This is a genomic window from Pirellulales bacterium (assembly GCA_036499395.1).
Lineage (GTDB): Bacteria > Planctomycetota > Planctomycetia > Pirellulales > JACPPG01 > JACPPG01.
In genome coordinates this window covers 292,906-318,996 of sequence record DASYDW010000116.1, presented here as the reverse complement: position 1 = coordinate 318,996, position 26,091 = coordinate 292,906, and the positions used below count along the sequence as shown (strand labels likewise).

General features: G+C 61.0%; 26 protein-coding genes. 14 read left to right on the top strand and 12 right to left on the bottom strand.

Features of this window, described 5'->3' with window-relative positions:
• Positions 1-178: 178 nt before the first annotated feature.
• The 3 genes from VGN12_21425 to VGN12_21415 are packed head-to-tail and all read left to right on the top strand — an operon-like array spanning position 179 to position 2,472.
• Positions 179-1,726 carry an altronate dehydratase family protein gene (locus VGN12_21425; GenBank protein ID HEY4312023.1) on the top strand — a complete coding sequence of 516 codons (1,548 nt, stop codon included), beginning with the start codon at positions 179-181 and terminating at the stop codon, positions 1,724-1,726.
• Positions 1,727-1,764: 38 nt separating this feature from the next.
• Positions 1,765-2,028: a hypothetical protein gene (locus VGN12_21420; protein HEY4312022.1), complete on the top strand. Its 264-nt coding sequence runs from the start codon at positions 1,765-1,767 to the stop codon at positions 2,026-2,028.
• A gap of 9 nt (positions 2,029-2,037) precedes the next feature.
• Positions 2,038-2,472 (top strand): VOC family protein, encoded by a 435-nt coding sequence (locus tag VGN12_21415; protein HEY4312021.1) that lies wholly within the window; start codon positions 2,038-2,040, stop codon positions 2,470-2,472.
• On the opposite strand, the gene VGN12_21410 is transcribed toward VGN12_21415, so the two are convergent.
• The 7 genes from VGN12_21410 to ispF form a co-directional block, all read right to left on the bottom strand.
• The gene (locus VGN12_21410) at positions 2,457-2,846 is read right to left on the bottom strand and encodes a type II toxin-antitoxin system death-on-curing family toxin (protein ID HEY4312020.1); all 390 of its coding nucleotides are present in this window, start codon (positions 2,844-2,846) and stop codon (positions 2,457-2,459) included. The genes VGN12_21415 and VGN12_21410 overlap by 16 nt on opposite strands.
• Positions 2,843-3,070 carry a hypothetical protein gene (locus VGN12_21405; protein ID HEY4312019.1) on the bottom strand — a complete coding sequence of 76 codons (228 nt, stop codon included), beginning with the start codon at positions 3,068-3,070 and terminating at the stop codon, positions 2,843-2,845. Before VGN12_21405 ends, VGN12_21410 begins: the two co-directional genes overlap by 4 nt.
• A 61-nt stretch (positions 3,071-3,131) precedes the next feature.
• On the bottom strand, positions 3,132-4,136 hold the full coding sequence (ruvB, locus tag VGN12_21400; protein HEY4312018.1) for a Holliday junction branch migration DNA helicase RuvB: 1,005 nt from the start codon (positions 4,134-4,136) through the stop codon (positions 3,132-3,134).
• A 165-nt stretch (positions 4,137-4,301) separates the two neighbouring features.
• Entirely contained in the window at positions 4,302-4,928 is a 627-nt protein-coding gene (ruvA, locus tag VGN12_21395) for a Holliday junction branch migration protein RuvA (protein HEY4312017.1), read from the bottom strand.
• 40 nt (positions 4,929-4,968) lie between these two features.
• Positions 4,969-5,484, bottom strand: a complete 516-nt coding sequence (gene ruvC / locus VGN12_21390) for a crossover junction endodeoxyribonuclease RuvC (GenBank protein HEY4312016.1) — start codon at positions 5,482-5,484, stop codon at positions 4,969-4,971.
• Between the two features lie 109 nt (positions 5,485-5,593).
• A complete protein-coding gene (cysS, locus tag VGN12_21385; protein HEY4312015.1) occupies positions 5,594-7,144 on the bottom strand; it encodes a cysteine--tRNA ligase in 1,551 nt (516 codons plus the stop codon).
• A 50-nt stretch (positions 7,145-7,194) separates the two neighbouring features.
• Positions 7,195-7,668 (bottom strand): 2-C-methyl-D-erythritol 2,4-cyclodiphosphate synthase, encoded by a 474-nt coding sequence (ispF, locus tag VGN12_21380; GenBank protein ID HEY4312014.1) that lies wholly within the window; start codon positions 7,666-7,668, stop codon positions 7,195-7,197.
• 188 nt (positions 7,669-7,856) lie between these two features.
• Between ispF and VGN12_21375 the strand changes: the two genes are divergently transcribed.
• From VGN12_21375 to VGN12_21360, 4 genes are all read left to right on the top strand, one after another.
• A complete protein-coding gene (locus VGN12_21375; GenBank protein ID HEY4312013.1) occupies positions 7,857-8,216 on the top strand; it encodes a hypothetical protein in 360 nt (119 codons plus the stop codon).
• A gap of 113 nt (positions 8,217-8,329) precedes the next feature.
• Positions 8,330-9,364, top strand: a complete 1,035-nt coding sequence (locus VGN12_21370; GenBank protein ID HEY4312012.1) for an ABC transporter ATP-binding protein — start codon at positions 8,330-8,332, stop codon at positions 9,362-9,364.
• A gap of 51 nt (positions 9,365-9,415) precedes the next feature.
• Complete coding sequence (locus tag VGN12_21365) at positions 9,416-10,231, top strand: ABC transporter permease (protein ID HEY4312011.1); 816 nt, start codon at positions 9,416-9,418, stop codon at positions 10,229-10,231.
• Positions 10,232-10,237: 6 nt separating this feature from the next.
• Positions 10,238-11,068 (top strand): ABC-2 family transporter protein, encoded by an 831-nt coding sequence (locus VGN12_21360; protein HEY4312010.1) that lies wholly within the window; start codon positions 10,238-10,240, stop codon positions 11,066-11,068.
• A gap of 39 nt (positions 11,069-11,107) precedes the next feature.
• Here VGN12_21360 and VGN12_21355 read toward each other — a convergent pair whose 3' ends face one another.
• The gene (locus tag VGN12_21355; GenBank protein ID HEY4312009.1) at positions 11,108-11,356 is read right to left on the bottom strand and encodes a hypothetical protein; all 249 of its coding nucleotides are present in this window, start codon (positions 11,354-11,356) and stop codon (positions 11,108-11,110) included.
• Positions 11,357-11,569: 213 nt separating this feature from the next.
• On the opposite strand from VGN12_21355, the gene VGN12_21350 reads away from it, so the two are divergent.
• Both VGN12_21350 and VGN12_21345 read left to right on the top strand, forming a co-directional pair.
• On the top strand, positions 11,570-12,433 hold the full coding sequence (locus VGN12_21350) for a sugar phosphate isomerase/epimerase family protein (protein HEY4312008.1): 864 nt from the start codon (positions 11,570-11,572) through the stop codon (positions 12,431-12,433).
• A gap of 103 nt (positions 12,434-12,536) precedes the next feature.
• On the top strand, positions 12,537-13,517 hold the full coding sequence (locus tag VGN12_21345; protein ID HEY4312007.1) for a UbiA family prenyltransferase: 981 nt from the start codon (positions 12,537-12,539) through the stop codon (positions 13,515-13,517).
• Positions 13,518-13,550: 33 nt separating this feature from the next.
• On the opposite strand, the gene VGN12_21340 is transcribed toward VGN12_21345, so the two are convergent.
• On the bottom strand, positions 13,551-13,877 hold the full coding sequence (locus VGN12_21340; GenBank protein HEY4312006.1) for a hypothetical protein: 327 nt from the start codon (positions 13,875-13,877) through the stop codon (positions 13,551-13,553).
• 338 nt (positions 13,878-14,215) lie between these two features.
• Between VGN12_21340 and VGN12_21335 the strand changes: the two genes are divergently transcribed.
• On the top strand, positions 14,216-15,259 hold the full coding sequence (locus VGN12_21335; protein HEY4312005.1) for a potassium channel protein: 1,044 nt from the start codon (positions 14,216-14,218) through the stop codon (positions 15,257-15,259).
• A gap of 5 nt (positions 15,260-15,264) precedes the next feature.
• On the opposite strand, the gene VGN12_21330 is transcribed toward VGN12_21335, so the two are convergent.
• Both VGN12_21330 and VGN12_21325 read right to left on the bottom strand, forming a co-directional pair.
• On the bottom strand, positions 15,265-17,385 hold the full coding sequence (locus VGN12_21330) for a tetratricopeptide repeat protein (GenBank protein ID HEY4312004.1): 2,121 nt from the start codon (positions 17,383-17,385) through the stop codon (positions 15,265-15,267).
• A 113-nt stretch (positions 17,386-17,498) separates the two neighbouring features.
• Positions 17,499-17,852: a hypothetical protein gene (locus tag VGN12_21325; protein ID HEY4312003.1), complete on the bottom strand. Its 354-nt coding sequence runs from the start codon at positions 17,850-17,852 to the stop codon at positions 17,499-17,501.
• Between the two features lie 529 nt (positions 17,853-18,381).
• Between VGN12_21325 and VGN12_21320 the strand changes: the two genes are divergently transcribed.
• Positions 18,382-18,948, top strand: a complete 567-nt coding sequence (locus VGN12_21320; protein ID HEY4312002.1) for a hypothetical protein — start codon at positions 18,382-18,384, stop codon at positions 18,946-18,948.
• A 67-nt stretch (positions 18,949-19,015) separates the two neighbouring features.
• Here VGN12_21320 and VGN12_21315 read toward each other — a convergent pair whose 3' ends face one another.
• Positions 19,016-20,506 (bottom strand): MFS transporter, encoded by a 1,491-nt coding sequence (locus tag VGN12_21315; GenBank protein ID HEY4312001.1) that lies wholly within the window; start codon positions 20,504-20,506, stop codon positions 19,016-19,018.
• A gap of 623 nt (positions 20,507-21,129) precedes the next feature.
• On the opposite strand from VGN12_21315, the gene VGN12_21310 reads away from it, so the two are divergent.
• From VGN12_21310 to VGN12_21300, 3 genes are all read left to right on the top strand, one after another.
• The gene (locus VGN12_21310; protein HEY4312000.1) at positions 21,130-22,407 is read left to right on the top strand and encodes a glycosyltransferase family 39 protein; all 1,278 of its coding nucleotides are present in this window, start codon (positions 21,130-21,132) and stop codon (positions 22,405-22,407) included.
• A gap of 179 nt (positions 22,408-22,586) precedes the next feature.
• Positions 22,587-25,673, top strand: a complete 3,087-nt coding sequence (locus VGN12_21305) for an AsmA-like C-terminal region-containing protein (GenBank protein ID HEY4311999.1) — start codon at positions 22,587-22,589, stop codon at positions 25,671-25,673.
• A gap of 41 nt (positions 25,674-25,714) precedes the next feature.
• Entirely contained in the window at positions 25,715-26,041 is a 327-nt protein-coding gene (locus VGN12_21300; GenBank protein HEY4311998.1) for a hypothetical protein, read from the top strand.
• Positions 26,042-26,091: the final 50 nt, after the last annotated feature.

The window sequence follows — 26,091 nt, the reverse complement described above, 5'->3', positions numbered from 1 at the left end:
GCATTTTGGCCCGCGGGTGTCATTCTGGGCTGTCGGCCGGGTGTTTCACGGCATTCCCGCGCGAAACAGTTCTCCCGCCCGGCATACCCCACAGATTGCGGCTTCGTAATCCCACCGATAAGCTGAGATTGCCCGTCCCTCCTTCCCGCCCCCCTAACGTTCGAGGATGCCCGCCCCTATGGCCACCGCTTCTGTCACCGTCGACGTCATCCTGGTTCATCGCGACGACAATGTTTGTATCGCCACCCGAGATTTGGATCAGGGGACCGAAGTCACGGCCGGCGGCACGACGGTTTCGTTAACCGGCAAGGTGCGCATGGGGCACAAGATTGCGCTCGTGCCGATTGCGAAGGGGGAACGTGCAATTCGGTACGGCCAGACGATCGGTTTTGCCACGATTGATATCGATCCTGGCGATTGGGTCCACGTCCAGAATCTGACCGCCGGCGAGTTCACCCGCGATTACGCGTATGCCAGCGAGATTCCGCCCGAGCCGACACCGATCGAGGGGCGCACTTTCCAGGGCTATCGCCGCGCGGATGGCCGGGTTGGCACGCGCAATTATCTGGCCGTGATTTCGACCGTGAACTGCTCGGCCTCGGTCAGCAAATACATCGCCCAGCGCTTCGATCGTGAACTGCTGGCCCGTTTTCCGAACGTCGATGGCATTCTGCCGCTGACGCATAAAGGGGGCTGCGGGCTGCAATATGGTGGTGAAGATCACGACCAGTTGAACCGTGTCCTGGCGGGCTTCGCCAAGCACCCGAACATCGGCGGCTACCTGTTAATCGGGCTGGGGTGCGAAACGGGGGCCATGAGCTACCTGGTCGAAAATGGTGGACTCGTGCAACTGGGGGTGCAGCCGCGCAAGCTGCCGCCGATTTTCAATCTGCAGGATTGTGGTGGCACGACCAAAACGCTTGAAGCCGCGCAAAAGCAAATCGCGGCCATGTTGCCGAAGGTGAACGACGTCCGCCGGGAATCGATTCCGGCCAGCGAAATCATCCTGGGCATGAACTGCGGCGGCTCGGACGGCAACTCAGGCATTACGGCCAATCCGGCCCTGGGCGTGGCCAGCGATATGATTGCCGGGGCTGGCGGCACGTCGATTCTGACCGAAACGCCCGAGGTGTACGGCGCCGAACATTTGCTGACACGCCGGGCTCGGACCCGCGCGATTGGCGAAAAGCTGGTCGAGCGCATTCACTGGTGGGAGCGCTACACCGGTGCATTTGGCGCGAAGCTCGACAATAACCCTTCACCCGGCAACAAGGACGGCGGCCTGACGACGATCTACGAAAAGTCGCTCGGCGCCACGGCCAAAGGGGGCGTCGCTCCGCTGTCGGGCGTGTTTCTATACGGCGAGCCGATCACGTCGCGTGGTTTTGTGTTCATGGATTCGCCGGGCTACGACCCAGCCAGCGTTACCGGCCTGGTGGCCAGCGGCGCGAATGTCGTTTGCTTTACCACCGGACGCGGCAGTTGCTACGGCTGCAAGCCGACCCCGTCGATCAAGATCGCCACGAACACGCCGATGTACGAACGGATGATCGACGACATGGACATCGACGCCGGAAGGATCCTCACCGGCACGCCGGTCGAGGAAGTAGGGCGCGAAATCTTCGACTTCATCCTGGAAGTTGCCAGTGGCCGTAAAACCAAGAGCGAACAACACGGCATCGGTGAAGAAGAATTCGTCCCCTGGAGCATCGGGCCGACGCTGTGACGGAAGCGGCACGCCGAGTGTGCTAGGAAAAGGGCGCTATGCAATTCAATTTGCGATCAGTTCTGGCCGGCATAGCGTTTTGTGCGGTGGAGCTTAGCCTGATCTCCGCTGGAAGAACTGATGCACAGCTGTTGCCGTTGGTGACTGCCATCGCAACGGTTCTGCTACTGATGGTTGTTTTGACTTTCTGCGCTCGTCTTGCCAGTCGCGGCCCCGATGCGGTAGCAGTCGCCTTTATGTCGCTCAGTGTCGTATTATTGTTGACTAGCGTAGTAGGGACCGCGCTGTTCGCATCCTGGTGAGGCACTTGCATGCGACATTCGGCTATCCGCGGTCTCGGCGAAATTGCCTTGCGCGTCGCGAATCTCGACGCGATGCAGCAGTTTTATGAACAGGTCATCGGCCTGTCGCTCCTGAAGAGCTTCGACCACGCGGCGTTTTTCAAAGTCGCGGAAGGTTACGGCGGCCACGTGCAGGTGGTGGTGCTGTTCGATCGAACGACCGAGCCGGGCTATGCCGGATTGAATCCCGTGACCACGACCATCGACCATTTGGCCTTCGAGATTAACCTTGCGGATTACGAGAGTGAACTCGCGCGACTCAGGGGACTTGGCCTATCGGTCGAAACGGCCGAGCATGCCTGGGTCCAATGGCGCAGCATCTATGTCCGCGATCCCGAAGGAAACCAGGTGGAACTGGTGTGCCACGATCCGACAGTGCGACGAGGCATTCAGGCCTTATGCTGACGAAAAAAATCGGCGATTTCTGTTTTCGTCACAGTCCCCTGCACAGTCTGCAACACAAGATCGACAAGTGATTCATCTGTCGCATCAATCGACTGGCCGTTGATCTCGAGAAACACAATCGCTGTTTCCAGGCCTACCCGCTTGTTCCCATCAATGAACGGATGGTTCTTGACCAGATGAAAGAGGTAAGCAGCCGCCATTTCGAAGATGTCGGCATGCAAGAATTGACCCTCAAACGTACTCTGAGGCTGTGCAATCGCCGATTCAAGTAACGCAAGATCACGGACGCCCTGGCCGCCACCGTATGTGGCGATTTGTTCGGCGTGCGACTCCAACACATCTTCCACGGTCAGAAAAAGCGGCACCTCGTTCACTCCGCCAGCTTCTTGAACGCTTGGGAGTGCTTGGCGTTGACCTTGTGGCGCGCCGCTCGAATGCGGCCCTTTTCCTCTGCTCTGCTTGCCGGCGCGATCGTCATTGTTCGACCGTCGGTCGTTATTTCGAGCGGACACTCAGGGTCGATCTTCAGCAGGTCGAGAATGGGGCGATCGATCACCAGCGCCCAACTATTGCCGTGCTTTACGAGACTTTTGATCATCACAGATTTGTCCCCGATCGCGGTTTACCAATGGTATATCATTGTAGCACCACGAACGCCGCTAAAACAGCCGCGGCTGGCTGTCTTCGGGCGGGGGTGGGCTGAGCTTCAGATGGTTGTACGCGTCGGGCGTGGCTTTACGGCCGCGCGGTGTGCGGACGACCAGTCCAGCGCGCAACAGGAACGGCTCGACTTCGTCTTCCAGGGTGTCGGTCGCCGTGTTCATGGTGTGGGCCACGGCTTCGACGCCGACCGGGCCGCCGTGGAAAATGCGGATGATCGTTTCCAGGTATTTGCGGTCCTGCCCATCGAGCCCGCGGTAGTCGATCCCCTGCATCTCGAGCGCGGCCTGGGCCACCTCGTGCGTGATGCGCCCGTCGGCCTTGCTGGTGGCGTAATCGCGCACCCAGCGCAGGCGATTGTTTGCGAGACGCGGCGTGCCGCGACTGCGCACGGCAATCTCGTTCGCCGACTTGTCATCGATTTCGACCCGCAGCTTCGCGGCGCTGCGGCGGACGATCTCGGACAGTTCGTCCAGCGAATAGAAATCCAAGTGCTCGCGCATCTGGAAACGATCGCGCAAGGGGGCCGACAGCATGCCCGTGCGCGTCGTTGCACCGATCAAGGTGAACGGCTTGAGCGGCATGTTGATCGTGCGCGCGTTCACGCCTTCGCCCAGTATGATGTCGATGCGAAAATCCTCCATCGCCGGATAGAGGAATTCTTCGACCGCCTTGGGAAGACGATGAATTTCGTCGATGAACAGGACCGAGCCTTGTTCGGCATTGGTCAGGTAGGGAACGAGGTCCTTGGGAGCCATGAGCGCCGCGCCGCTGGCGATCTGGACCGAGACGCCCAAATCGCGCGGGATGACCATGGCGAAAGTCGTCTTGCCCAGCCCCGGCGGCCCGTCGAACAGGATATGCCCTAGCGTCTCAGAACGCTTCTGCGATGCATCGACGGCGATGGCCAGCCGGGCGCAGACCTCGCGCTGGCCGACCATGTCGCGCATGCGGTGCGGGCGCAGGGCGCGATCCTCGGGATCTTCGTCGAAGCGCTCGCGCACGACTGGCGCGGCAGCGGCGGCTTGCAGGATGGGCTCGCGCACGCGGAAATGTCCTCCGTGTTGACCACGGGAGTATAGCAGACGAAGCAGCGAGCCGAAAACCGCTGAGAAAGGAGGGCGGACGAAGGAGATTCCGCTCAGCACTCAGCGTTCGTCACCCATCGCTCACTTCGCGTGCCGCTGCTGGTAGATGACTTGCAAGAGGGCTTGCACGTCGGCGTATTTTTTCTTGCCGGCCAGGGCCGTGTCGACCAGACGCCGCGCCTCGGCTTCGGAATGGCCGAGCTGCCTGAGAACTTGGAAGGTCTCTTGCACCAAGTCGTGTTCCTCGATCGTGTCGAACGCCTCTTCACGGGCGACGAGCAGGGCGAACTTCGGCACTTTGCGCCGTAGTTTGGCGATGATCCGTTCGGCCGTGGCTGGGCCGACGCCGGGCAAGCCGGCCAGGCCCTTGGCATCCTGCTCTTCGATGGCCGTGGCTACTTCGCGTACCGGGCGGACCATGGCCCGCAATGCTTTTTTCACGCCGACGCCGTCGACCGAGCAAAAGAGTTCGAAGAATTCGCGCTCGACCTCGCTCATAAACCCGATCAGCCGCGGCGTCATCCGCCCCTGCATCGGGTTCCCCTCGAGATAGGCGATCGTGAACAGGCTGATCTCTTCGCCCACGCGGTGCTGAAGCTGGCGACGCGCGAACTCGGGGATGAAGACCTCGAAGTCAAAAGCGCCGAAGCGCAGCGTGGCGACGTCTTCGACGGCTGACAGCAGCTTGCCGGTAATTTTCGTGATCACGGTCGAGAGGCGCTCCGTCGTGGTGGCCGGGCAAGGAAACTTAAGCGCGCCGTCGCGCGACCGCGGCCCAGTCGGGCTGCATGTAGAAATGGCACAGCGCCGCGGCCAAGGCATCCGCCACGTCGTGCGGTTCGGGGGCCGCGGCCAGGCCTAGCTCGCGAGCCACGGCGCGTTGCATCTGTGGTTTCGCCGCGGCACCGTTGCCGGTGAGCGTTTTCTTGATGCGCGTGGCGCTATAGCTGGTCACCGGGATGCCGGCCCGGGCTGCCGCCAGGCAAATCACGCCGCGCGCGTGCCCCATCAGGATCGACGTACGCGGGCGTTTGTAATGCGAAAACAATTCTTCCAGCGACATGCAGGAAGGCGTCAGCGAGGCGATGACGTCGGCGACGCCGTCGAAGATTTCGTTGACGCGCGCGGCCAGCGAATCGCGCGAGCGGCCGCGGATGACTCCGGCTTCGCACAGCTTGGGCCCCTGCGCTGACACCTCGAGCACCGCGTAACCGGTCACCTTCAGCCCGGGATCGATTCCCAAAACGCGCGGTAGTGTGGTCATGGGGAAGTAGGCAGTTGGCAGAGGGCAAGTAGCAGTAAACAGGACAGAGGCGATGCTGGGCGGGTTTGAGAATGCATTCAACTGTCCTCTACCTGCTGCGCTCTGCCGACTATTTTTGAATCGTCCAGCCGGTGCCGTCGGGGCGGTCTTCTAACGTGACTCCCAGGGCCGCCAGGCGATCGCGGATTTGGTCCGATAGGGCGAAGTTCTTAGTCTTTCGTGCCTCGGCCCGCAGGGCGACCATCAACTCGAGCAATTTGCTGGTCAGCCCATCGTCCGAGCTTGAGAGAGGTTTCGGTGCTGCGCGGAACAGGCCGAGCGTTGACGCCAGTTCGCGTAGCGTACGTGTGCCGGCCTTCAAGCCCGCGACGGCCGGAGCATTGCTTTTGCCGGCCCCTTCCAGGCTGCCGGTTTCGACTAAACGATTCAGAGCCGTGACCAACTCGTGCAGGACGCCGATCGCGCCGCCGGTATTGAAATCGTCATCCATCGAGGCCAGGAAGCGCTCGCGGAACGTTCGCAATTCCGCGGGAAGCGCCGCGTCGGCGGCGGCCTGGTCGCCTGCGGTGCGAATCTTCGAAGCTGTGATGCTGTAAAAATTCTCGCCGGTGACGCGCTCGTAGCGCCCGAAGAAGCGATAGAAGGCGCTGAGGCCTTTTTCGACTTCGGTGATCCGCTCTTCGCTGAAGTCGATCGGCCGGCGGTAGTGGGTCGAGAGGACGAAGTAACGAATCGTTTCGCCAGTGAATTTCTTGAGAAGATCGCGGAAGGCGCTAGCGCCCTTGGATTTGCCGAGCTTGCCTGACTCTTGCGCGGCCTGATCGCCGGCATCGATTTCGCGCGTGTTGCGACCGCCCAGCTTGCCGACTTCGCTCGAAGCCTGCATCAGGCCGTTGTGCATCCAGTATTTAGCCTGCGGCTTGCCGTGGGCGCATTCGCTTTGCGCGATTTCGTTTTCGTGATGGGGAAAGACGAGGTCCAAGCCGCCGCCGTGAATGTCGAACGTCTCGCCCAGCAGCTTGCTGCTCATGGCCGAGCACTCGATGTGCCAGCCGGGGCGGCCTTTGCCCCACGGGCTGTCCCATGACGGCTCGCCGGGCTTGGCGCTTTTCCACAGGGCGAAGTCGGCCGCTGCGCGCTTGCGGCCTGCCATTTCGCCGCCGTCGCCATGCATTGATTCGATCGAGCGGTTGCTCAGCTTGCCGTATTCCGAGTCGCGCGTGACATCGAAATAAACGTCCCCGTCGGCCGCATAGGCATAGCCTTTGTCGATCAGCTTCTGAGTGATCGCGATGATATCGTCCATCGTGGCCGTGGCGCGGGGGAAGTGGTCGATGGTGTCGACCCCCATCGCGGCCAGGTTGTCCATGTAGTCGGCCGTCATCTCGTCGGCCAAGGCGGCCATGGTCATGCCGCGGGCGTTCGATTCGGCGATGAGCTTATCGTCGACGTCGGTGATATTGACGACCCACGTCACGTCGTAGCCGCAATAGACCAGGTAGCGCTTCACGGCGTCGAAGATCACCGGCCCAACCATGTGTCCAATATGGCTTGGCTTGTAAACCGTGGGACCGCAAAGATAAATGCCCACCTTGCCAGGCGTGACCGGCTCGAAGGGCTCTTTGGTCTTCGACAGCGTGTTATAAACGCGGATCGACATAGTCGGTGTGGGGGCGTGGGTTCGGGCGGACGAGTGGATGGGGTCCTTGGTCAGCATTGCTCGAGTAGTACGACGCACTCGGCCATGATGGCTTCCTGTCGGCCGACAGGCCCAACGGCCTCGCCGGTTTTGGCCTTCAATCCCACGCAGTCCGCGGGAATCGAAAGCAGGGTCGCCAGGCGCTGGCGTATCGTCTCCTTATAAGGTGAGAGCTTAGGCCGCTGGGCGAACACGATGCAATCCAGATTCACGATCCGATAGCCGGCTGCCTGCACCCGCTGGTAGGCAACCGTGAGCATATCGGCCGAGTCGCGGCCGCGATTCGCCGGATCGGTATCCGGAAACAACTCGCCAATGTCCCCCAGGGAGCTGGCGCCAAGCAGCGCGTCCGTCACTGCGTGCAGTAGCACGTCGGCATCGCTATGGCCGAACGCTCCCAGCTCGTGCGGAACGTCGATTCCCCCCAACCGCAACGGCCCTCCGGGCACCAGCCGATGGGTGTCGTGGCCAATACCGACTCGCATACCGCTCGTGGCTCGTTCTCCCAGCCTTCCCAAGGGAAATGGCGCAACCGTCGCAGGTGGGGGATTATAGCCAAATGCCCGAAACCGGACAACGCGAGGCGCGCAGGGCGGAGCAAAGTGTCTAACACGGGCAGAACCGTTCGCGCGGCGAAGGCTATTATGGACTTACGGCACTAGGCGAGACACGCATGGCCCATTCCGTTAATCGACGTCACTTACAGTTCAGCCTTGCCGGTGCGCTCCTCGTCGTTACTGCATTGGCGGTATGGCTCGTCAGTGAAGCGAATACGGTTCATCGACGTGCGGCGACACTGCGTCAATTCCAGGAAAACGGGGCGACCGTCATTGATCAGCCGTTCGGCGGCAACTGGGGTCATGCTCGTTTTGGGGATCCCGACAAGGAGCCCTCGTACCTGCGGGAACTAATGGGAGATCGGAGTGTCTTCTCGATCGTGTTTCAAGAAGCGCCGACACCGGCCGAGATTCTCGCTACAGAGCTGTTTCCCGAAGCTGACGTTGTCTACCGCACGACTCCAGTGGGCAGATAGGCTCATTAATCGATTTCCCAGCGATCGGGCACCTTGGCCGTTCCCGCGCCACCGTCGGGGCTCGAGCAGAGGGTCGTTCATTTTCCAGACAATCAAACCTATAATCCCCACGCATGGCGATCATCGAAATAGAAGGGCTGTCGAAGGCCTATCGGGTGTATCAGAAGCGCGAGGGGCTGATGGCCTCGATGCGCGGACTGTTCCGTCGTAAGTACCGGACGGTCGAAGCGGTGCGCGGCATCGACCTAACGGTCGAGCAGGGGGAGTTCGTGGCCTTCCTCGGCCCGAACGGTGCCGGCAAGACCACGACGCTCAAGCTCCTGTCGGGTGTGATCACGCCTTCCGGCGGCACGGCCCGCGTCATGGGGCACGTCCCCTGGAAGCGCGAGAACGCCTATCGTCGGCGCTTCGCCCTGGTGATGGGCCAGAAGAATCAACTGTGGTGGGACCTGCCGGCGCAAGAGTCGTTTCGACTGCATCAGCAGATCTACATGATCGAGCCCGAGCGGTTTGCCCGGACCCGCGACGAATTGGTCGATCTGCTAGGGGTTGGCAGATTGCTGAGCCAGCCGGTGCGCGAGCTGTCGCTGGGCGAGCGTATGAAGATGGAACTGATCGCGGCCCTGCTACACTCGCCCGAGGTGCTGTTCCTCGACGAGCCAACCATCGGATTGGACGTCATCGCGCAGCACAACATCCAGTTGTTCTTGCGGCATTATCAGCAGTTGCGGCGGATTACGATCCTGCTGACGAGCCACTACATGAAGGACGTAGCCGCGTTGTGCAAGCGGGTCGTGATCATCGCGCACGGGGGAATTATTTACGACGGATCACTGTCGGGCATCATCGACCGCTTCAGCAATCACAAGATCGTGACGCTATTGTTCGCCGACGGCGAGGAGCGGATGCCGAACGATCTGACTCGCTACGGCGAGGTGATCGAGCAGCAGGCGCCGAAAGTAAAAATCAAGGTCGAGCGACGAGCCGTGGCCGACGTTTTGAGCGGCGTTCTCGCCCGGTACGCGATCGAAGACGTCACGGTCGAAGATCCGCCGCTGGAAGAAGTGATCGCCGAAATGTTCTCGACGGCCGGCGAAGCGCCGACCGACGAAGCGGCGATCGATCACGCGGCCGAACGAGTGGTTTAGGTATTCAACGCCTCTCCCTCTGGGAGAGGGCAGGGTGAGGGGAAAGTTCTTTTGTACGCCCGCGTACACACCTGGTGGACGATCCTGCGGATCTGTCTGGAAGAGCGGCTCGTTTATCGGGCCGACTTTGCGCTGGGCACGCTGATGCGCTTCCTGCCATTCGTGACGCAGGTCTTTCTGTGGAGCGCCGTGTTCGAGGCGCGCAATCGCTCGACCTTGGCCGGCTACACCTACGACGAGATGATCGCGTATCTGCTCCTGACGAACGTCAGCCGGGCTTTTTCCAGCATGCCGGGGTTGGCGTCGACCATTGCCCTGCAGATTCGCAATGGCGAGATCAAAAAGTTCATGATCCAGCCGATCGACATGATGGGCTTTTTGCTGCTGTCGCGCGTGGCCCACAAGCTGGTCTATTACATGGTGGCGATTGGACCGTACGCGCTGATCTTCTACTTGTGCCGAGGGTTTTTCTCGGGCTGGCCTGACGCGACGACGATGGTGGCGTTTCTACTGTCGCTGGTGCTGTCGTTCCTGCTGGGATTTTTTCTGGAAGCGACGTTGGGCATGGTTGGCTTCTGGATTCTCGAAGTCAGTTCGCTGCTGTTCGTCTACCAATTGTTCAGCTTCTTTTTCTCGGGGCAGATGTTTCCAATCGATATTCTGCCGGGGATGGCGCGGCAGATCGTGGACCTGTTGCCCATTCCGTACATGGCGTACTTTCCCGTGGCGGTGTTTCTAGGAAAGATCGCGGGCCGCGACCTGGTCGTGGGGCTGGTGGTGCAGGTCGGCTGGGTCGTGTTCTTTATGATCGCCAGCCGGATGATTCTGAAGTTGGGCTTTAAGCGGTACAGCGGATATGGAGGGTGATCGAGAGTGATCAGCGAGCGTCCTTCCTACTGGCGCGTTTTTCTCACATTCGCCCGCAACAGTCTGGTGCGGGACATGACGTTCCGCGCGAATTTCATCATCGACTGCGTGGCATCGCTGTCGTGGGTGGCGATCCAACTGGCGTTCTACCTGCTGATTTTCGAGTTTGCTCCGTCGATCGGGATGGAAGGAGGATGGGGCAAGTACCAGTTTCTGATCTTCCTGGCGACCACGCTGTTCGCCAACAGCCTGGTCGGGGCGTTCTTCATGCCCAACCTGAGCGAGTTCAGCGAATTGATTCGCACGGGCAATCTCGACTTCGCGTTGTTGAAGCCGATCGATACGCAGTTTCTGATCTCGTTCTCGCGCATCGAGTGGTCGACACTGTCGAACTTTCTGTTTGCCTGCGTGGTGCTGGTCTACTCGCTGTTGAAGCTCGACACGGTGCCGCATCCCGTGCAGTGGCTGCTGTATCCGGTGTATATGCTGTGCGGCGTCGCGATGCTATATGCCCTGATGATCGCGCTATCCAGCTTGACCGTGTGGATGGGTAGAAACCAAAACCTGTACGACTTCTGGTTCTACATCACGAATTTCTCGCGCTATCCGATGGAAATCTACGAAGGGCCAATCGGTACGCCGCTGCGGCAGATTTTCACCTTCGCGATTCCGATCCTGGTCGTGGTGAACGTGCCGGCGCGGATTCTGGCGCAGCCGCTCGAGACGCAGAACTGGCCGCTGGCCGGGTTCGCACTGCTGGTGACGGTGGTCAGCCTCGTCGGCTCGCGCTGGCTGTTCACCAATGCGCTAAAGAGTTATCGCAGCGCCAGCAGTTGAAGTTCTTCTCGGGTGCCGCGATAAGCAAGCCCAGCGCGGTCAATAGGCGAACAGGGCGCCGAGAACCAGCAGGATCAACAGCCCGAGCGCGGTCAGCCAGACCCAAGTTCCGCCCAGTGCCGAGACGCCCGCACGCTGGGGAGTAATGTAATCACCGCACGCGGGGCAGCGCTCGCAATCCTCGTAGACGTTCGCTTTGCAGTTGGGGCAGACGTATTCGTCGTCCGAGGTATCGTCCTCGTCGTCCGGTTCGGGTTCTTCCCAATCTTCGAGCGGGCGATCAGTCATGGAGATCTCGGCGTGCGGGGCAGGCGTGGTGAGCGAGTGTCGCGTAATGAGTCCGGTACTGCGGGTTCTGGCGGTCGATCTGCCGCCGCGGTGCGGGGCTCTAACGCCTGTGGCTATCATAGAATAGAATAGGCAGCCTGCGATTTTTGCCTGCCTGGCCGGGGAATGTCCCAGGTCATTTCACCTCGCCCACCCGAAAAGATCAATTGCGCGATGCAACTCGCTTTTAGCTCGAACGCCTATACGCAGTTTCCCATCGAAGAGGCGATTGCGCGGATCGCGGCCGCCGGATATACGGGCATCGAATTGTTGGCAGATGTTCCGCACGCGTGGCCCGTGGGTTTGCTGCCCGAGCGGCGACAGGCGATTCGTGATTGTTTGGCCGCGCACAATTTGACGGTGTCGAACGTCAATGGCTTCATGATGAACGCCGTGGCTGACCCTCGTCAGCCGTACTGGCATCCTTCGTGGATCGAGCCGGATCCGAACTATCGCGCGATCCGCCGCGAGCACACGAAGCGGGCCCTGGTCCTGGCAAAGGAAGTCGGGGCGAAGAATCTGCAGACAGAACCGGGGGGCCCGCTGGCGCCGGGGCAATCGTGGCGCGAGGCGGCCGACATCTTTTACGAAGAGTTGATGCCCTGCGTGGAAGTTGCCGAGCGATTGGAAGTGGGCCTGCTGATCGAGCCCGAGCCGGATCTGATGATCGAGCGCTTCGGTCAGTTCCTGGAGTTCGTCGAGCGCATCGATTCGCCGTGGGTGGGATTGAACTTCGATATCGGCCACGCGTTTTGCGTCGGCGAAGATCCACAAGAGTGGGTCGCGCAGATGGCCCCCTACGCGCGGCATTACCATTTCGAGGATATCGCCTCAACCCGGGTGCATCGCCACCTGATTCCCGGACATGGGGCGATCGATTTTCTGGCCGTGCTGAAAGCGATTCAGTCGACGAATTACGACGGTTGGATCACGGTCGAACTGTATCCCTACATCGATCAACCCGACGAAGCGGCCCGCGAGGCGTATGCTTTTGTGACCGGGGAAATGCAAAAGGCGGGAATCGCATTGAAGCGTTAAGTCGGCGCAGGCTGCGGCGTGCGGGGCCTGATGCGCAATAAACCAATGCGCAATAATCCGGTGCCACAGGGCACCCAACAGCATCGCTTGCGGGGCGACGTTTATGGCGACCAATTCTGAAGCCGTGGTGCCCGAGCTGGACGAGGAATCGCCGCGCATGACGGCGCGGGCCTGGCTGCAACTGTTTCGCCTGCCGAACGTTTTTACGGCGATGGCCGATATTTTTCTCGGCTATCTGTTGGTTCACGACGCGCTCGAGCCGTGGTGGACGTTCGCGCTGCTGTTAGTTGCGTCGTGCCTGCTCTACACGTCGGGCATGGTGCTGAACGACGTTTTCGATTTCGCGGTCGATCGCCAGCAGCGGCCGGCAAGGCCGTTACCCTCGGGCCGAATTCCCCTCGGCCTGGCATTGCACACCGGCGGTGTGATGCTGGGGGCGGGCGTGGCCTTGGGGTGGTCCGTCAGCGCCTTGGAAGGTAACGCTCGCTCGGGCATCGTGGCCACGACGTTGGCCGTGGCCGTGCTGGCGTATGATCGAGTACTGAAGCGCACGCCGATTGCTCCGCTCGTCATGGGGAGCTGTCGAACGCTGAATATTCTTCTCGGCGCGAGCACCGCGGCCGGCCCTTGGCATACGATCCACTATGTGGTTGCCGCGGGACTGGGCGTCTATATCACGGGCGTTACCTGGTTCGCCCGCACCGAGGCGCGCGTCAGCAACCGCATGAGTTTGGGGCTGGCCAGCGTGGTCATGGCTGCCGGTTTGGCGCTGGTCGCCTATTTTCCTTCCATGATCGACGATGCGCTGCCCGTGGGCTGGGCGCCGCGCTACGCCTTAGAGATTGGCGAGCGGTGGTATGTGCTGTGGGGGCTGTTGGCGTTATTGATTCTGCGCCGACCAGTGGCGGCGATTGCCGAGCCGATTCCCAAGCGCGTGCAACTCGCGGTGAAGGAATGCATCCTGTCTCTGGTCGTGATCGATGCCGTGGCGTGCTACGCGGTGCGAGGTGTGCCGTGGGCGATCGTGATCTTGCTATTGCTGCTGCCGACGCTTTTTCTCGGCCGGTGGATTTACTCGACGTGAGGTCCGCATCTGGCGAAGCATTCGACGCCCGATTTACTTGCCCATCGAGTACGTGCCGTGCCCGGCGCGGTGCAGTTTTCCTTGGTTGGCCAACTCTTCCCACACGGCCTTGGGATATTGATCCGGGGGCGTGATGCCCGCGATCGAGGAATGGCCGCCGGCGCTCATGGGGCTGCGGCCGATGCGCGAGGCGTCGTCGAGCTGGGTTAGCTTTAAGCGTTTTTTGAAGGCTTTCATCGCCGCCTTCAGGACTTCGGGCGAGGGCGGGGCCGGTTGCGCTGCGGCACTGGCCGGTTGCGCCGCAGCAGGGGCGGGCGTGGCGGCGGATGGTTCGGGCGGGCTGTTTGGATCGTCGGTCATGCTCGGAATTCGCCTGGAATTGTCACGGTGTGCCGCCCGCGCGCGGGCGGCTGTCAGGAACGCTTCGCAATCCTACAGCGCTAACTTCGTAACGTCAGCAGGCGCGGATCGACGGTTTGATAATTCGCGTGCGGCCGATGCCCAGCAATTGGGCACGATCGGCCACGGCGCGAAGAAAGCAAAGCGGGGGTCGGATCGAAACCCTTGAATGCTTGTGACTTGCAGCATCCGCTCGATCCGCCGAAGAATGCCGGCGCAGAATTTGCGTATGTACCCGGCAGGCGTCTTTCCTGCTCTTTCCCACGTTCCTTCTGGCCGCGCTCCGAATGAACAGTTCGATGCGGCGTATCGTTGTTGGCGCCACGATCTTTGGCCTCACCTGCGTGGGGGCGGTGGCCGGCTACATGTTGGCCGGCTGGCAACTGCTCGACGCCATCTACATGGTCGTGATTACGGTCTTCGGCGTCGGCTACGGGGAAACCAAGCCGCTGGACAATCCGGCCCTGAAGATCTTCACGATGGGCGTCATTATCGCCGGCTGTTCGTCGGGAATTTACGTCGTGGGGGGATTCGTACAAATGCTCGCCGAGGGCGAGATCAACCGCGTATTGGGAACTCGACGCATGTCAAAAGGAATCGAGCAACTCACGAACCACACGCTGATCTGCGGTTACGGTCGGGTGGGCCAGATGCTGGCCAGTGATTTGAAGGCTGCGAAGCAGGATTTCGTCATTATCGACAACTCTGAGAGCCGCATTGCCGAAGCTCAAGCGGCCGGATACCTGACTTTGCTCGGCAGCGCATCGGACGAGCGCACGCTCGAGGTAGCGGGCATCGGAAGGGCCCGCATGATGGCGGCGGTCCTCTCGGACGATACGGCCAACGTATTCGTGACGCTCACGGCTCGCGATTTGAATCCTACGATCCAGATCATCGCCCGGGCCGAGGATCCTTCGACCGAGAAGAAGCTGATGCGCTCAGGCGCGAATCGAGTCGTATTGCCGACGTTGATTGGCGCGACCAAGATCGCGCACATGATCATCCGGCCCTCGGCCGAGGATTTGCTGCAAGAAGCCATTGGCAAGACAAATCTGAACGAGGAACTCAAGCTGATTGGCCTGGAGCTGACCGATATCGAGCTAAAGCCCGGGTCGCCGCTCATCGGTCAAAAAGTGGGGAACGTCGAGGTCAGCGGGCAGGGCGGGTTCGTCGTGGTGGCCGTGAAGAAGGCCGACGGAACCGTGATTCGTGCGCCGCAGCCGGAAACCCCGTTGGCCCTTGGGGACGTGTTCATGATCCTCGGGCATGAAGAATCGCTGCCCGAGATCGCCCGTCGCGCAAAACCGCGCGCGGCAATGACTTATCGAGGTCAACGGGCTTAGCGTGATCAACGAGGCGCGGCGGGCGCTGCCGATTCGTTGGGGGCATCGGTCGTCGGCGCGGGGGAATTGGCTTTCTTGAGCGACGCTTGATATTCGCTGGCCCAAGTTGCGAGGCGGTTGGCGTCGGCCATTTGTCCTTGCGAGCGGGCCATCGCCGCGCCGGTTTGGGCCATGGCGAGCGCCTCTTGCGCGCGACCGAGGCGCGAATAGGCGATCGCCAGGTTTCCGCAGGCGTCTGCCGAGGGAGGCATGCGGCGAAATTGCTCGATCGCCTCGTCCACCTTTCCGGCGCGCATCAAAAGCAGCCCTAACGCACGCCGGGCCGCGGGGAAATTTGGCTGGCCGTGAATGGCTTGCTCGTAATGCTTTTGGGCCGATGCCGACGCGCCACTTTCCTCGGCCATCGAGGCCAAGGCAAAATGCGCGCGGGCAAAGCCGGGGTACAGCCGCACGGCCAATTCGAGTTGTTCCTTGGCTTCGGTCGTCTCGCCGCGACTGCGCAAGACCTGACCCAGGCCGTAATGCGCGGACGCCATTTCAGGGTTGTAGCGAATCGCCTCGCGATAGTGCGGTTCCGCTTCGTCGTACTTTCCGACGGCGCCTAGTGCATCGGCTAGCCGGAAGTGCGGCATGTACATATTCGGATTCAACTCGAGCGCCCGGCGGTAATGCACGATGGCCTCGTCGCGCTGGCCTTCGCTTTCGCACACGCCCCCCAGGTTGAGTTGGACGAGGTGACTATCGGGCTGACGCATCGCCGCATCGTTCCAAAAAAGAAACTTATCGGTGTAAACCGTCAGCCGATTAACGTCGACCTGGCTGTACACGGCGGCGAGCGCGACGGCCGCGGTCATCGTGAATACGAGCGGGCGATTGACGCCGACCGGCGCGTGATGCTTCGTCGCTGCTGGCAGCGCATAGCGCAACAGCGCATAACAGCCGACCACGAAGCATGGCACCAGCGCCATCAGCGGCACATACACACGGCGCTCGGCGGCGATCTCGATAATCAACGGGATCAACAGCGTCGGAGAGAGCACGGCAAAGAACCAGGTTCCGGCGAAGCCGATCGTAGTCCGTCGCAGGGTGAGGATGGCGACCGCGATCGCCAAGAGCGCCGACGGAATTACCCATGGCCAGGCGTCACGAAACGTCTCGAGATAGGGCATCTCGTAATGAATCACCAGCGGCCACGGCCAGATGACCAGCTTCAAATACAAAAACAGGACCTTGGCTTGCGTGAACCACCACTCATGCGCCGATACGCCCAGGCCAAAGCCCGCGGCCGGCGTGCGAGGGCCACTTAGATTCAGCGCGACCAACGTCACAAGTGGTATCGCCAGGCCCAGGTACAGCGGCCAGGACCGGCGGATCGCGCCCCAGAACGATCCGGCGATGAATGTTCGCTCGTAGAGCAGGACCATCGCCGGTGCCGAGGCCATCATCTCTTTGCTGAACATGCCTAGCTGGCAAGCCACGACGGCCAGCAGCAAGGACAAGGCACGCGATCGATTCGTCGCGCTCGACCAGTAAAGCTGAGCCGCGTACATAGTCAGCAAATAGAACAAGCCTGCCATCACGTCGCTGCGCTGCGTGACATAGGCCACGCATTCGGTGTCGAGCGGGTGCAGCGCCCAAAGAAGTGCCGTGGCGAACGAGAGCGGGTCAGCGACGTCGGCGAACTTGCCTTGAAAGAAGTCGAGACGCAACATGCGCCGCACGACGGCCGCCAGCAGGATCGCCACGATCGCGTGAAGTGCGACATTGGTGATGCGATAGCCGCGCGGCGTGAGCTGACTGAAATAAAAGTTCAAGGCCAGCGACAGATTGACAACCGGCCGGGCGTGTACCGAGGTCTGCGGCGGCGCCTGCAAGGGACTCATTTCGCCTGAGAAGCTCACGAGCGGCCACAGTTTTCGGATCGACAGATTGCCGGCAATCGTTGGCACGTCGTCGAAGATGAAGGGGCCGTCGAGCGATCCGCGATAGGTGAACCAGATCGCCAGGGCCAGAATCGCGGATCCGCCCCAGCGCCATGCTCGGCCGGCATCAATGAAGGGGCGCGAATGATTAGCGCCGCCCGAGGCGACCGATTCGTGCGACGCCGCGTGTGTCCGACGTTTCATTCGTGCGTGCCGCGAACGAGCGGGCCAAGATCTCGCGCGCGGCCGAAAGGCCACGTTCGCGACGCGGGGCAAACGCCCCGCGTGCGAACTAGCCTAAATCGATCGAGCACCGCTTACCAGTAGCGGTACACCGTGCGGGCACCCCAAGGACGAACAATCGTCCGGGCACGCACAGGAGCGTAATAAAGAGGGGCCGGAGCATAGTAGGTGGTCACGGGGGCCACGATCGGGGCCGGAGCCATGTATGGGGCGGGGGCAACCATCGGCGCCGGCGCGATCATCGGGGCCGGGGCCATCACCGGCTGCTGCACGACGACCGGCACCTGCGCCATGTAGGGAACGGCCGGTGCGTAGACCGGGTAGTTCACCGGCAGAACGGACTGCACGGTGTCGAGGCGGTACGTTCCGGCGCTGGCCGTCACGACGCTCAACAAGACGATCGCTGCCGCTGTCAAAGCCGTCTTCATGTTTCTCACTCCTGTCTTGTAAACCACTCTGCGAAAAGAGTGGTGCATTTTGGCGTCGCGAAACAATTATCTGTACGCGACGATGCGAAAGTTGTGCGTTTGCGTTTCGCTGAGGAAACGTAGTTTATCGCTACGTGTCACGACGGACAAGGAAAGCCGCGCTCTCTAGCGTTGCTGTCATAGTGCGCTAGCGCAGACGGAATTACCGGCAAAGTCGCGCCCGACTCCCGTTTTCAGAGTGCAAATCGTCGGGCCCAATGACTCGATTCGTGGGTCGACAGGACATTTACTCGAGGAACGTGAGTGGGCAATCGCGCGTTGGGACGCTATTGCTAGCATCTCCTCCACAAGTGATGCGGTAGTACGAAAGACATGCTCGGCGCCGTTCATCGATTCGCAATGGCGTTGCTTGCGTTCGGCATCGTGCTCTTTGAGTGACCGTACCCTTCGCAGTACGATTCTTGATTGACCAACACGAAATTAATTTGTCGGCTGCGCGGTCAAACGTTTCCAGCAAGGATCAAATGCAATGGATGCTCGTCACTACATCACGAAATCCTGGTTCGAGGTGCTGCTGCTTCTTCTGATCGCACCGGCAATCACTTCGGCCCAGAATGCGCAAACGGAAAAGGGTCAGCAGACGCCTCCACCCGGGGAAGGACGTATCTACAACCTCACCAACCGCCCGTTTGCGTTTCAGTTACATCGCCGGGATGGTGTCAGTTGGACGGATAACTATGTGGTCGAACCCGGCAAGTACTTTTCCATTCAGGTCCCCAAACCGGAGGAACGAAGTTCTGATTTCATCGGCATCACGGGAAACGGCAAAGGGCATGTGATCGTGCGCTATCCTTCACCCAAATTGGGCGGGAATCTTGCTCTGCGGCTACCGGCGACAAATCCGCAGAACGGACAATTACAGCCGACGTGGTTTGCGGTCGAAGACTCGAATGGTGTTGTTCGCCTGGTGCAACAACCTAATGTCGAACAGGCAATGGCGCGACAGGAAGAGCTAAAAAGCCAGCCGCCGCTTAGCGCTGCCGAACTGGAAGCGATCAAAAAGACATTGCGCAGCAACTGGGTGTTGACGAACTGACACATCCGCGCCTGTCCGCCTCCATCCTAACAATGGATTGCGCTGCAGCCCTCTTATGCAACTCCCGTTACGCCTGGTCGGCGCGCGAGTCGACGTAGATCGCTTCCTTGGCCGTTGGGCGGTGGCTGGTTTCGACTTCTTTGCCCGTCGGGCTGATCTCGACCAACTTGTAGCCGCCGATGGCGCGGAAGTAGATGAGCAGCAGCAGATATCCGACGGCCATCGTCGCCGGTATGCCGGCCGTGATCTTTAGCGCCATCTGACCGCCGTAGTCGGTCGCTTCCTTGACTTCCTTGGCCGCGGTGCCGTCGACGGGCAATTCGGCGACCTTCGTGCCGTCGAACCCGGCGACCGGTGGGAAGAACAAGAAGTGATTCTCTTCGTTCGACTTCACTTGCTCGAAGACCGCGGGGCTCAACTCGCGCAACTTGGCCGTGGCGTTGACATCTTGCGTGTAACCAATGCCAGGACCGCCGAGCAGACCGGCGGACAACATGCCGATGCCTCCCATGGCGCCCATCGTCAAGGCGCCCCCCTTGGGGAATCGCTCGCCGACGACTCCTAGCATCGTGGGCCAGAGGAACGTCTTGCCGACGCCATAGATCGTTGCCGCGACGAGGATGCCGGCGAGTCCTGTTTTCGCGGCCAGCATGCTTCCCATCAGGAACAAGCCGGTGCAGCCCAGGCAAGCGCTGAAGAAGAGCAAGCCGAGCGGGTTGATGCGTTCGACAATCGGACCGGCGAAGAATCGCAGCACAAACATCAGGCCGGCGGTATAGACCAACAACAGCACGCTATTTGCGATATAGCCCCGCATGATGTTCGTGATCCAACTATCGGTGCCCAGTTCGACGTAGCCGACCAGGGCGTGCAGGAAGAGCAAAAACAACAAGACCGGCGCGGCGAATTCGGCGAGCATCTCTCGGAAGTTGATGCCCGCGGCCCGCGCTTCGGAAATGGGGAACTTTTCCTTGATCGTGATGAAGCCGTACCACAGCGTGGGCACGAGGAAAAACATCATGGGAATTTCCCAACGCAGCGGCGTTATGAAGCACTTCTGTTCGTCACCCACGAAGCAGAACGCCAGCAAGCCTCCCAGGATCAACCCGCCCGGCCAACCGGCGTGCAAGATGTTCAGATAGTGCGTCTTTTGTTTCGGATAGAGCGTGGCGACGAGCGGATTGATGGCCGCCTCGCACATGCCGTTGGCCAGCGAGAACATGAACATGCCGATGTATAAACACCAGTAGGTGGCGTCCTTGCCCGAGGACTCGAACACGAACGTGGCGGCCAAAGTGACGACGGCCGACGAGACGTGCAACAGGAACGCGCCGATGAGCAGCATCTTGTAACCGACGCGATCGGCAAAGAGGCTGAACCCGATGATCGTGAAGGCCATGCCCGTCAGGCCACCGCCGGTGATCGTGCCGAGCTCGGTCTTGGTAAAGCCGAAGATGCGGCTCCATTCTTCCAACACGTCACCACGAACGGCAAAGCCCATTCCCGCCGCGATCAGGGTCAGAAAGCTGGCCCAGAAGATTTTGCCGTTCGACTGCATTACCGAAATCTCCCAAATCTAATCCGACAACGGGACAAACAGCGCGAGTCGAAAGACGACTCAAGCCTGCCATGGTCGTGGGTGAAGCGATGCCCGGCCGCGCGCCCGCGCGCACGGCATACCTTTCGTTCTGACAGCCTGCGAGCGGATAACAACCAGTCGTCCGGGCCTAGGTCACGCACGGTTCGCGCTACGCCGAAATGCCTTGCCATGACCGTCTTGTAATCAGGCAAAGTCGGAGTTGCGTGCCGGAGTGAGTCGAAAAAAGAGGGCGGGACGAATGCGTCGTCACAGCTAGCAGATCCTGGCGGACTGTGGAGTATAACCCCGGGATGGCCCAGGTAAATCATTTCCCGTGGAAAATGCAGCTTTCGCAACCCACCAAGATTCCGGGCGCGCTTGAAATCTCGGCGACCTTGCGGATTGCGTAAGGCTTTTGGACCTGTCTGGCATGGTGGGAACGAAGGGTCAAAGGAGCCAGCATCGAGATCAGCTTCGTCGAGTCGGAAGCGACATTGCTATCACGTTGCAAGCTACCTTGACCACGTGTCGCAAATCGCCGTAACATGTGCGGCCTTTCTGATTTGAGTGTGGTTCCCCTCTCTCGCGCGAGCCGCCCTAGCATGAGCTTCTGGAAAGTCGCCCGCAGCCCACTTGTGTGGGTCCTGATCGCTGCGCTCGCGCTGCGCATCGCGGCAGGCGCGTGGTGGCAATCGCGACTACCGCCGGGCGTGCAGTTCGCTTTCGGCGACAGTGAAGGGTATTGGATGCTGGCCGGCGCGCTCGCGCGCGGTGCGCCGTACGAATATGGTTCGCCGCCGGCGCAAGTCTTTCGCACGCCGGGTTACCCACTGATTCTCAGCACGCTGTTTCTCGCGTTTCATGGCGAGCCGCCGCTGTGGGCTGCGCTAGTGCTCAATGCCGCGCTCGGAATGTTAACGGTGTGGGGAGTTTATGCGCTGGCGCTACGGCTGTTCGAGCGGCGCGCCGCGCTGTTGGCGGCGGTGATCGTCGCTTTTTATCCCGGCGCGATCGGGACCAGCGTGTTTGTGCTGAGCGAGGCGGCCTTCTGTCCGCTACTGGTCGCGCAGTTGATCGCGAGCACGATCGCTTGGCAAAGTGCGAGCACCAAGGCCACGTTGGCGTTTGCGCTCGCGGCCGGTTGCTTGGCGGGGGCCGCCACGCTCGTCCGGCCAAGCTGGTTGTTGTACACCCCGTTCGCGACCTGCCTGGGCTTGCTGACGATGCGCAACATGCAGCGGCACTTGCTTGTTGGCGCGTGCATGCTGGTGGGATTATCCGTCGTGATGAGCCCTTGGTGGCTGCGCAATTATCAAGTGACGGGGCATTTCATCCCCACGACCTTGCAGGTCGGTGCCAGCCTTTACGACGGTATGAATCCCACCGCCACAGGGGCGAGCGACATGGCGTTTGTGCCGGAGTTCGTCGCGCAAGTCGAGCAAGAGCCGGCCGATGGCGAAACATTCGAATATCGCCTCGATCGCCGGCTGCGCGAGGCTTCGCTCGAATGGAGCGAAACCCATCCTGGCCGAGCGTTGCAACTGGCAGTCGTGAAGTTCGCGCGGCTGTGGAACGTGTGGCCCAACGAATCCGAATTTCGCAGTTGGCCGATGCGGCTGGTTGTCGCGGCGACTTATGTGCCGCTGTTGCTGCTGGCGATTGCCGGCGCCGAGCGATTTACACCCAGCGGATGGCCGTACGCGCAATGCTGGCTGCCGGCAGTTTATTTCACGCTGATTCACATGATTTTCGTCAGTTCGTTGCGCTATCGCGAGCCCGCGATGCTGCCGCTGGCCGTTCTGGCCGCGGCGGTCCTCGTGTGGTCCGCGATGGACGCAAAATGGGACGACGACGATGACCCGGAGTTACGCGAAGCGTGACCGGGTCGATCGCAAGGGGGTGGATGACAACGAGTGTTCAAGCGTCGTAAGCAAGGAAGCGTACGATTCTCAAGCCGACGATCAATTTCTGCTGGTTCTTCTTCAAATGGGGAGCGGTAGCCACCGTTATCGGTGCGCTGGCCGCGGCTCCCTATTTGTATCGCCGGCTGGACGAGACCGTGCGGAAAATCGTCGAAACCAAGATCTCCGAGCACTATACCGGTCTGCAGGTCAGCGTTCATTCGGCGGGTCTGACCGATGGTGGCATCCAGATTCGCGGTGTTTCGATCGTTGATCCGCATGCCGATGGGCCGCACGCCGAGATCGCGTACCTCGACGAACTGTTCATGGTCTGCAAGACCGACATCAAAACGCTCTTGCAGGGAATGCCGTCGATCTCGGAAGTGATCGCCCGGCGCCCCACGATTCGGGCGACGCATCGCCCCGACGGCACGTGGAGCACGAGCCGGCTGTTTCCGCTGCCGAAGTTCGGCGACAAGCCGCCGCTGATTACGATCGAGGCGGCCATTCTCGAAATCTTCGACCCTTTGAAAAGCACGCCGAAATCGCTGACCGTGCGTGACGCGTTTTTCAAGGTGAACAGTTATCGTGGGTCGCAACCCACAACGCCCGGCCATTCGCTGCTCGCCCTGACCGGCTATTGCAGCGCGGATAGCATTCGCCGCGTCGAGCTCTCGGGCACGTTCGACCCCGCCAGCGGTGGCATCGCGCTGGCCGGCATCGTCGACGGTCTGGATGTCACGCCCGAGTTGGTGCGCGACATCCCGTACGAATGCCCACAAGGGTTGAACTTACTGGAAACCTTGCGGGGGCAGGTAAACGGCAAATTCGACGTCCGTTTCGATCCGAAGGGGGCCACACCCTGGACGTACGATATCACGGGCGAATTGAATCGCGGCCGTCTCGACGATTCGCGGTTGCCGCATCCGTTGACCGAGTTGAAGGCCGGCTTCCACGTCACGACCGGCGGTTTCGCGATCGACAATCTGACGGCCAATAGTGGCCCTGCCACGTTGGCGCTGGCGGTTCGCCGCGATGGCTTTCACGAGAAGGCGCCGATGGTGATCGTGGCTAAGGCCACGCAACTCAGGCTTGACCGGCAGTTGTCCGCCATCCTGCCCGAGAAATATCAAGAAGCCTGGCAGCAATCGCAACCAGACGGCGAAGTGGACCTGGACGCGACGCTCCGTTTCGATGGCACCCAGTGGACGCCCGACGTCGCCGTTTCGTGCCACAAGGTGGCCTTCACTTATCCGAAGTTTCCCTACCGGCTGGAACATGGGGCCGGACAGATCACGCTGCGCAATAATGCGTTGCTGGTCGACATGAACGCCTATAGCGACATCGAAGAGGTACACCTGCGCGGTGACATTCGCCAACCGGGACCGGATTGGACCGGTTCGTTCACGGTCGACACGCGCAACTTGCGCGTTGATCAGAAGCTGACACTGGCGCTGCCTCCTAAGCCGCGCGAAATCGTCGAATCGCTCAATCCGCGGGGCTCGATCGGCCTGTTCGTTCATTATCGCCGCGAGCCAGGGCAGCCGATTCACAGCCGCATCTCGATCAGCCTGAATGGTTGCGATGTCCGCTACGACAAGTTTCCTTATCCGTTGCACAACGTGCGCGGCATCGTCGAGGCCAACGACAAAATCTGGACGTTCCAGGATCTGCAAGGCACAAACGATACGGGCCTGGTGCGCTGCCAGGGAGATATGAAGCCGGGGCCCGAAGGGGACGTGCTGGTTCTGCACTTCGCGGCCATGAATGTGCCGCTGGAGGAGGAGCTGCGTGATGCATTGCGCCCCTCGGCGCGGCAGTTGTGGAACGAACTGAATCCCTCGGGCGCTGTCGACCTGCAAGTCGATGTGGTGCATCAGACGGGTTGGCGCGATCCGCAGATCCGCGTGGCGGGAACGCCGGCGCGCGATTCGGTCAGCGTCGAGCCGCGCTACTTTCCCTATCGACTGGATAAGGTCCGTGGCGAGTTCGGTTACGAGAACGGCCGCGTGATTCTGAATCGATTGGCGGCCGAACATGGTCCGAACACCCGCGTAACGGGGCGCGGTTTTTGCGAAGTCGACGCCTCCGGAGGCTGGCGGCTGCATTTGGATCATCTCGATTGTGGCCGGTTGACCACGGACCGCGATCTGATGCAGGCCTTGCCGGCGCGGCTGAAGAAGGCGATTACCGAGATGCACGTCTCGGGACCGATGTCGATGAGCGGACGATTCGACCTTTCCAGCTCGGGCCGCCCGCAGGAACCGCTACGCGCTGCCTGGGACCTGACGGCCGACCTGCACCAGGTGCGGATGGCCTACAGCCTGCCTTTGGAGAACATCAACGGCAAGCTGTGGCTCGGCGGGGAATTCGACGGCCATGAGTTTCGCTCGCGCGGCGAGTTGATTCTCGATTCGATGACGTACAAGGACTTCCAATTCACCGAGGTGCGCGGCCCGCTGTGGATCGACGATCAAAAGCTGCTGCTCGGCGGCGCCGTGCCCGCGGCCAACGGCGATCGGCAGCGTTCGATCACGGGGCATTGCTGCGGCGGCGCGGTGCGCACCGACGGCTGGGTGTCGTTTGGCCCGCAATCGCGCTACAACTTCGACGCGGTCGTCGTCCAGGCGCAGTTGGCGCGCCTGGCGCAAGAAGTTCTTGCCGGCCGGCAGAAACTGACGGGCGACCTTTCCGGCCAGATCAATATTCGTGGACAAGGATCGAGCTTTAATCTGGCCGAAGGGAATGGGCATATCGAGCTGCACAACGCCGACGTGTACGAGTTGCCGGCGATGGTGTCGCTGTTGAAAATTCTCAGTCTGCGCGTGCCGGACACGCACGCATTTTCGACCAGCAACATCGATTTCCGTCTGGCTGGCGAGCATATCTATTTCGAGCGCATCAACTTCAGCGGTGACGCGATCAGCTTGCGCGGTACTGGCGAAATGGGACTCGACAAGCACCTGCAGCTGGTTTTCTACACCGTCGTGGGACGCGATCAGTGGCGTGTACCGATCGTGAGCGACGTGCTCGGCGGCGCCAGTCAACAATTGATGGCGATTTACGTCGACGGCCCGCTCGAACATCCCGAGGTCAAAAAGCAGGCGTTACCCGCTGTGAACGAAGCGCTGCAGGAATTGCAGGCGGAACTGCAAAACATGAGCAGCACGACGGCCACGACGGCAACCGCTCCCCCCGGCACGCGGCCACCACCCAGTCAGACGCCGCTGCCACAGCGACGATAACGTCGAAGTGATCGCAGTTTCTTTGGAGCAAAAGGCATTCGATGAGCATTGGTCCCCTGTCACCGCTGTATAGCGTATCGGCGACACCGATCGCGCAGGCCGGCGGCGCGCAAGCTGAGCGCGCGGCGCAGGCGGCCGAGGCGCATGTCCGGCTGGTCGCGGGGCAACAACGTTCGGCAGCGGCGGCGCAAGTTGACCAGTCGTCGGCCGAAAACAATGTCACCGACGATCGGGAGTCGGAGCGCATGGCGTGGCAGGCGCCGGCATCGAGTGAAGGTGAAAAGGACGCCGACCCGTCGATAAAATCGCCAGACTCGCTCTCGGCGACCGATGGCCCGCTCGGCCACCGGCTTGATTTGAGCGCCTAGCCCAGAATTTAGTGCGAAACCCGAAGGCTCGAACTACTACTGACGAGCCG

Bases quoted from the DNA above. Each gene is read 5' to 3' on its own strand.
- VGN12_21425 (HEY4312023.1), top strand. From the start codon at position 179: ATGGCCACCGCTTCTGTCACCGTCGACGTCATCCTGGTTCATCGCGAC.
- VGN12_21420 (HEY4312022.1), top strand. From the start codon at position 1,765: ATGCAATTCAATTTGCGATCAGTTCTGGCCGGCATAGCGTTTTGTGCG.
- VGN12_21415 (HEY4312021.1), top strand. From the start codon at position 2,038: ATGCGACATTCGGCTATCCGCGGTCTCGGCGAAATTGCCTTGCGCGTC.
- VGN12_21405 (HEY4312019.1), bottom strand. From the start codon at position 3,070: ATGATCAAAAGTCTCGTAAAGCACGGCAATAGTTGGGCGCTGGTGATC.
- ruvC (HEY4312016.1), bottom strand. From the start codon at position 5,484: ATGACCACACTACCGCGCGTTTTGGGAATCGATCCCGGGCTGAAGGTG.
- cysS (HEY4312015.1), bottom strand. From the start codon at position 7,144: ATGTCGATCCGCGTTTATAACACGCTGTCGAAGACCAAAGAGCCCTTC.
- ispF (HEY4312014.1), bottom strand. From the start codon at position 7,668: ATGCGAGTCGGTATTGGCCACGACACCCATCGGCTGGTGCCCGGAGGG.
- VGN12_21375 (HEY4312013.1), top strand. From the start codon at position 7,857: ATGGCCCATTCCGTTAATCGACGTCACTTACAGTTCAGCCTTGCCGGT.
- VGN12_21370 (HEY4312012.1), top strand. From the start codon at position 8,330: ATGGCGATCATCGAAATAGAAGGGCTGTCGAAGGCCTATCGGGTGTAT.
- VGN12_21355 (HEY4312009.1), bottom strand. From the start codon at position 11,356: ATGACTGATCGCCCGCTCGAAGATTGGGAAGAACCCGAACCGGACGAC.
- VGN12_21350 (HEY4312008.1), top strand. From the start codon at position 11,570: ATGCAACTCGCTTTTAGCTCGAACGCCTATACGCAGTTTCCCATCGAA.
- VGN12_21345 (HEY4312007.1), top strand. From the start codon at position 12,537: ATGGCGACCAATTCTGAAGCCGTGGTGCCCGAGCTGGACGAGGAATCG.
- VGN12_21340 (HEY4312006.1), bottom strand. From the start codon at position 13,877: ATGACCGACGATCCAAACAGCCCGCCCGAACCATCCGCCGCCACGCCC.
- VGN12_21335 (HEY4312005.1), top strand. From the start codon at position 14,216: ATGCGGCGTATCGTTGTTGGCGCCACGATCTTTGGCCTCACCTGCGTG.
- VGN12_21330 (HEY4312004.1), bottom strand. From the start codon at position 17,385: ATGAAACGTCGGACACACGCGGCGTCGCACGAATCGGTCGCCTCGGGC.
- VGN12_21325 (HEY4312003.1), bottom strand. From the start codon at position 17,852: ATGAAGACGGCTTTGACAGCGGCAGCGATCGTCTTGTTGAGCGTCGTG.
- VGN12_21320 (HEY4312002.1), top strand. From the start codon at position 18,382: ATGGATGCTCGTCACTACATCACGAAATCCTGGTTCGAGGTGCTGCTG.
- VGN12_21315 (HEY4312001.1), bottom strand. From the start codon at position 20,506: ATGCAGTCGAACGGCAAAATCTTCTGGGCCAGCTTTCTGACCCTGATC.
- VGN12_21310 (HEY4312000.1), top strand. From the start codon at position 21,130: ATGAGCTTCTGGAAAGTCGCCCGCAGCCCACTTGTGTGGGTCCTGATC.
- VGN12_21300 (HEY4311998.1), top strand. From the start codon at position 25,715: ATGAGCATTGGTCCCCTGTCACCGCTGTATAGCGTATCGGCGACACCG.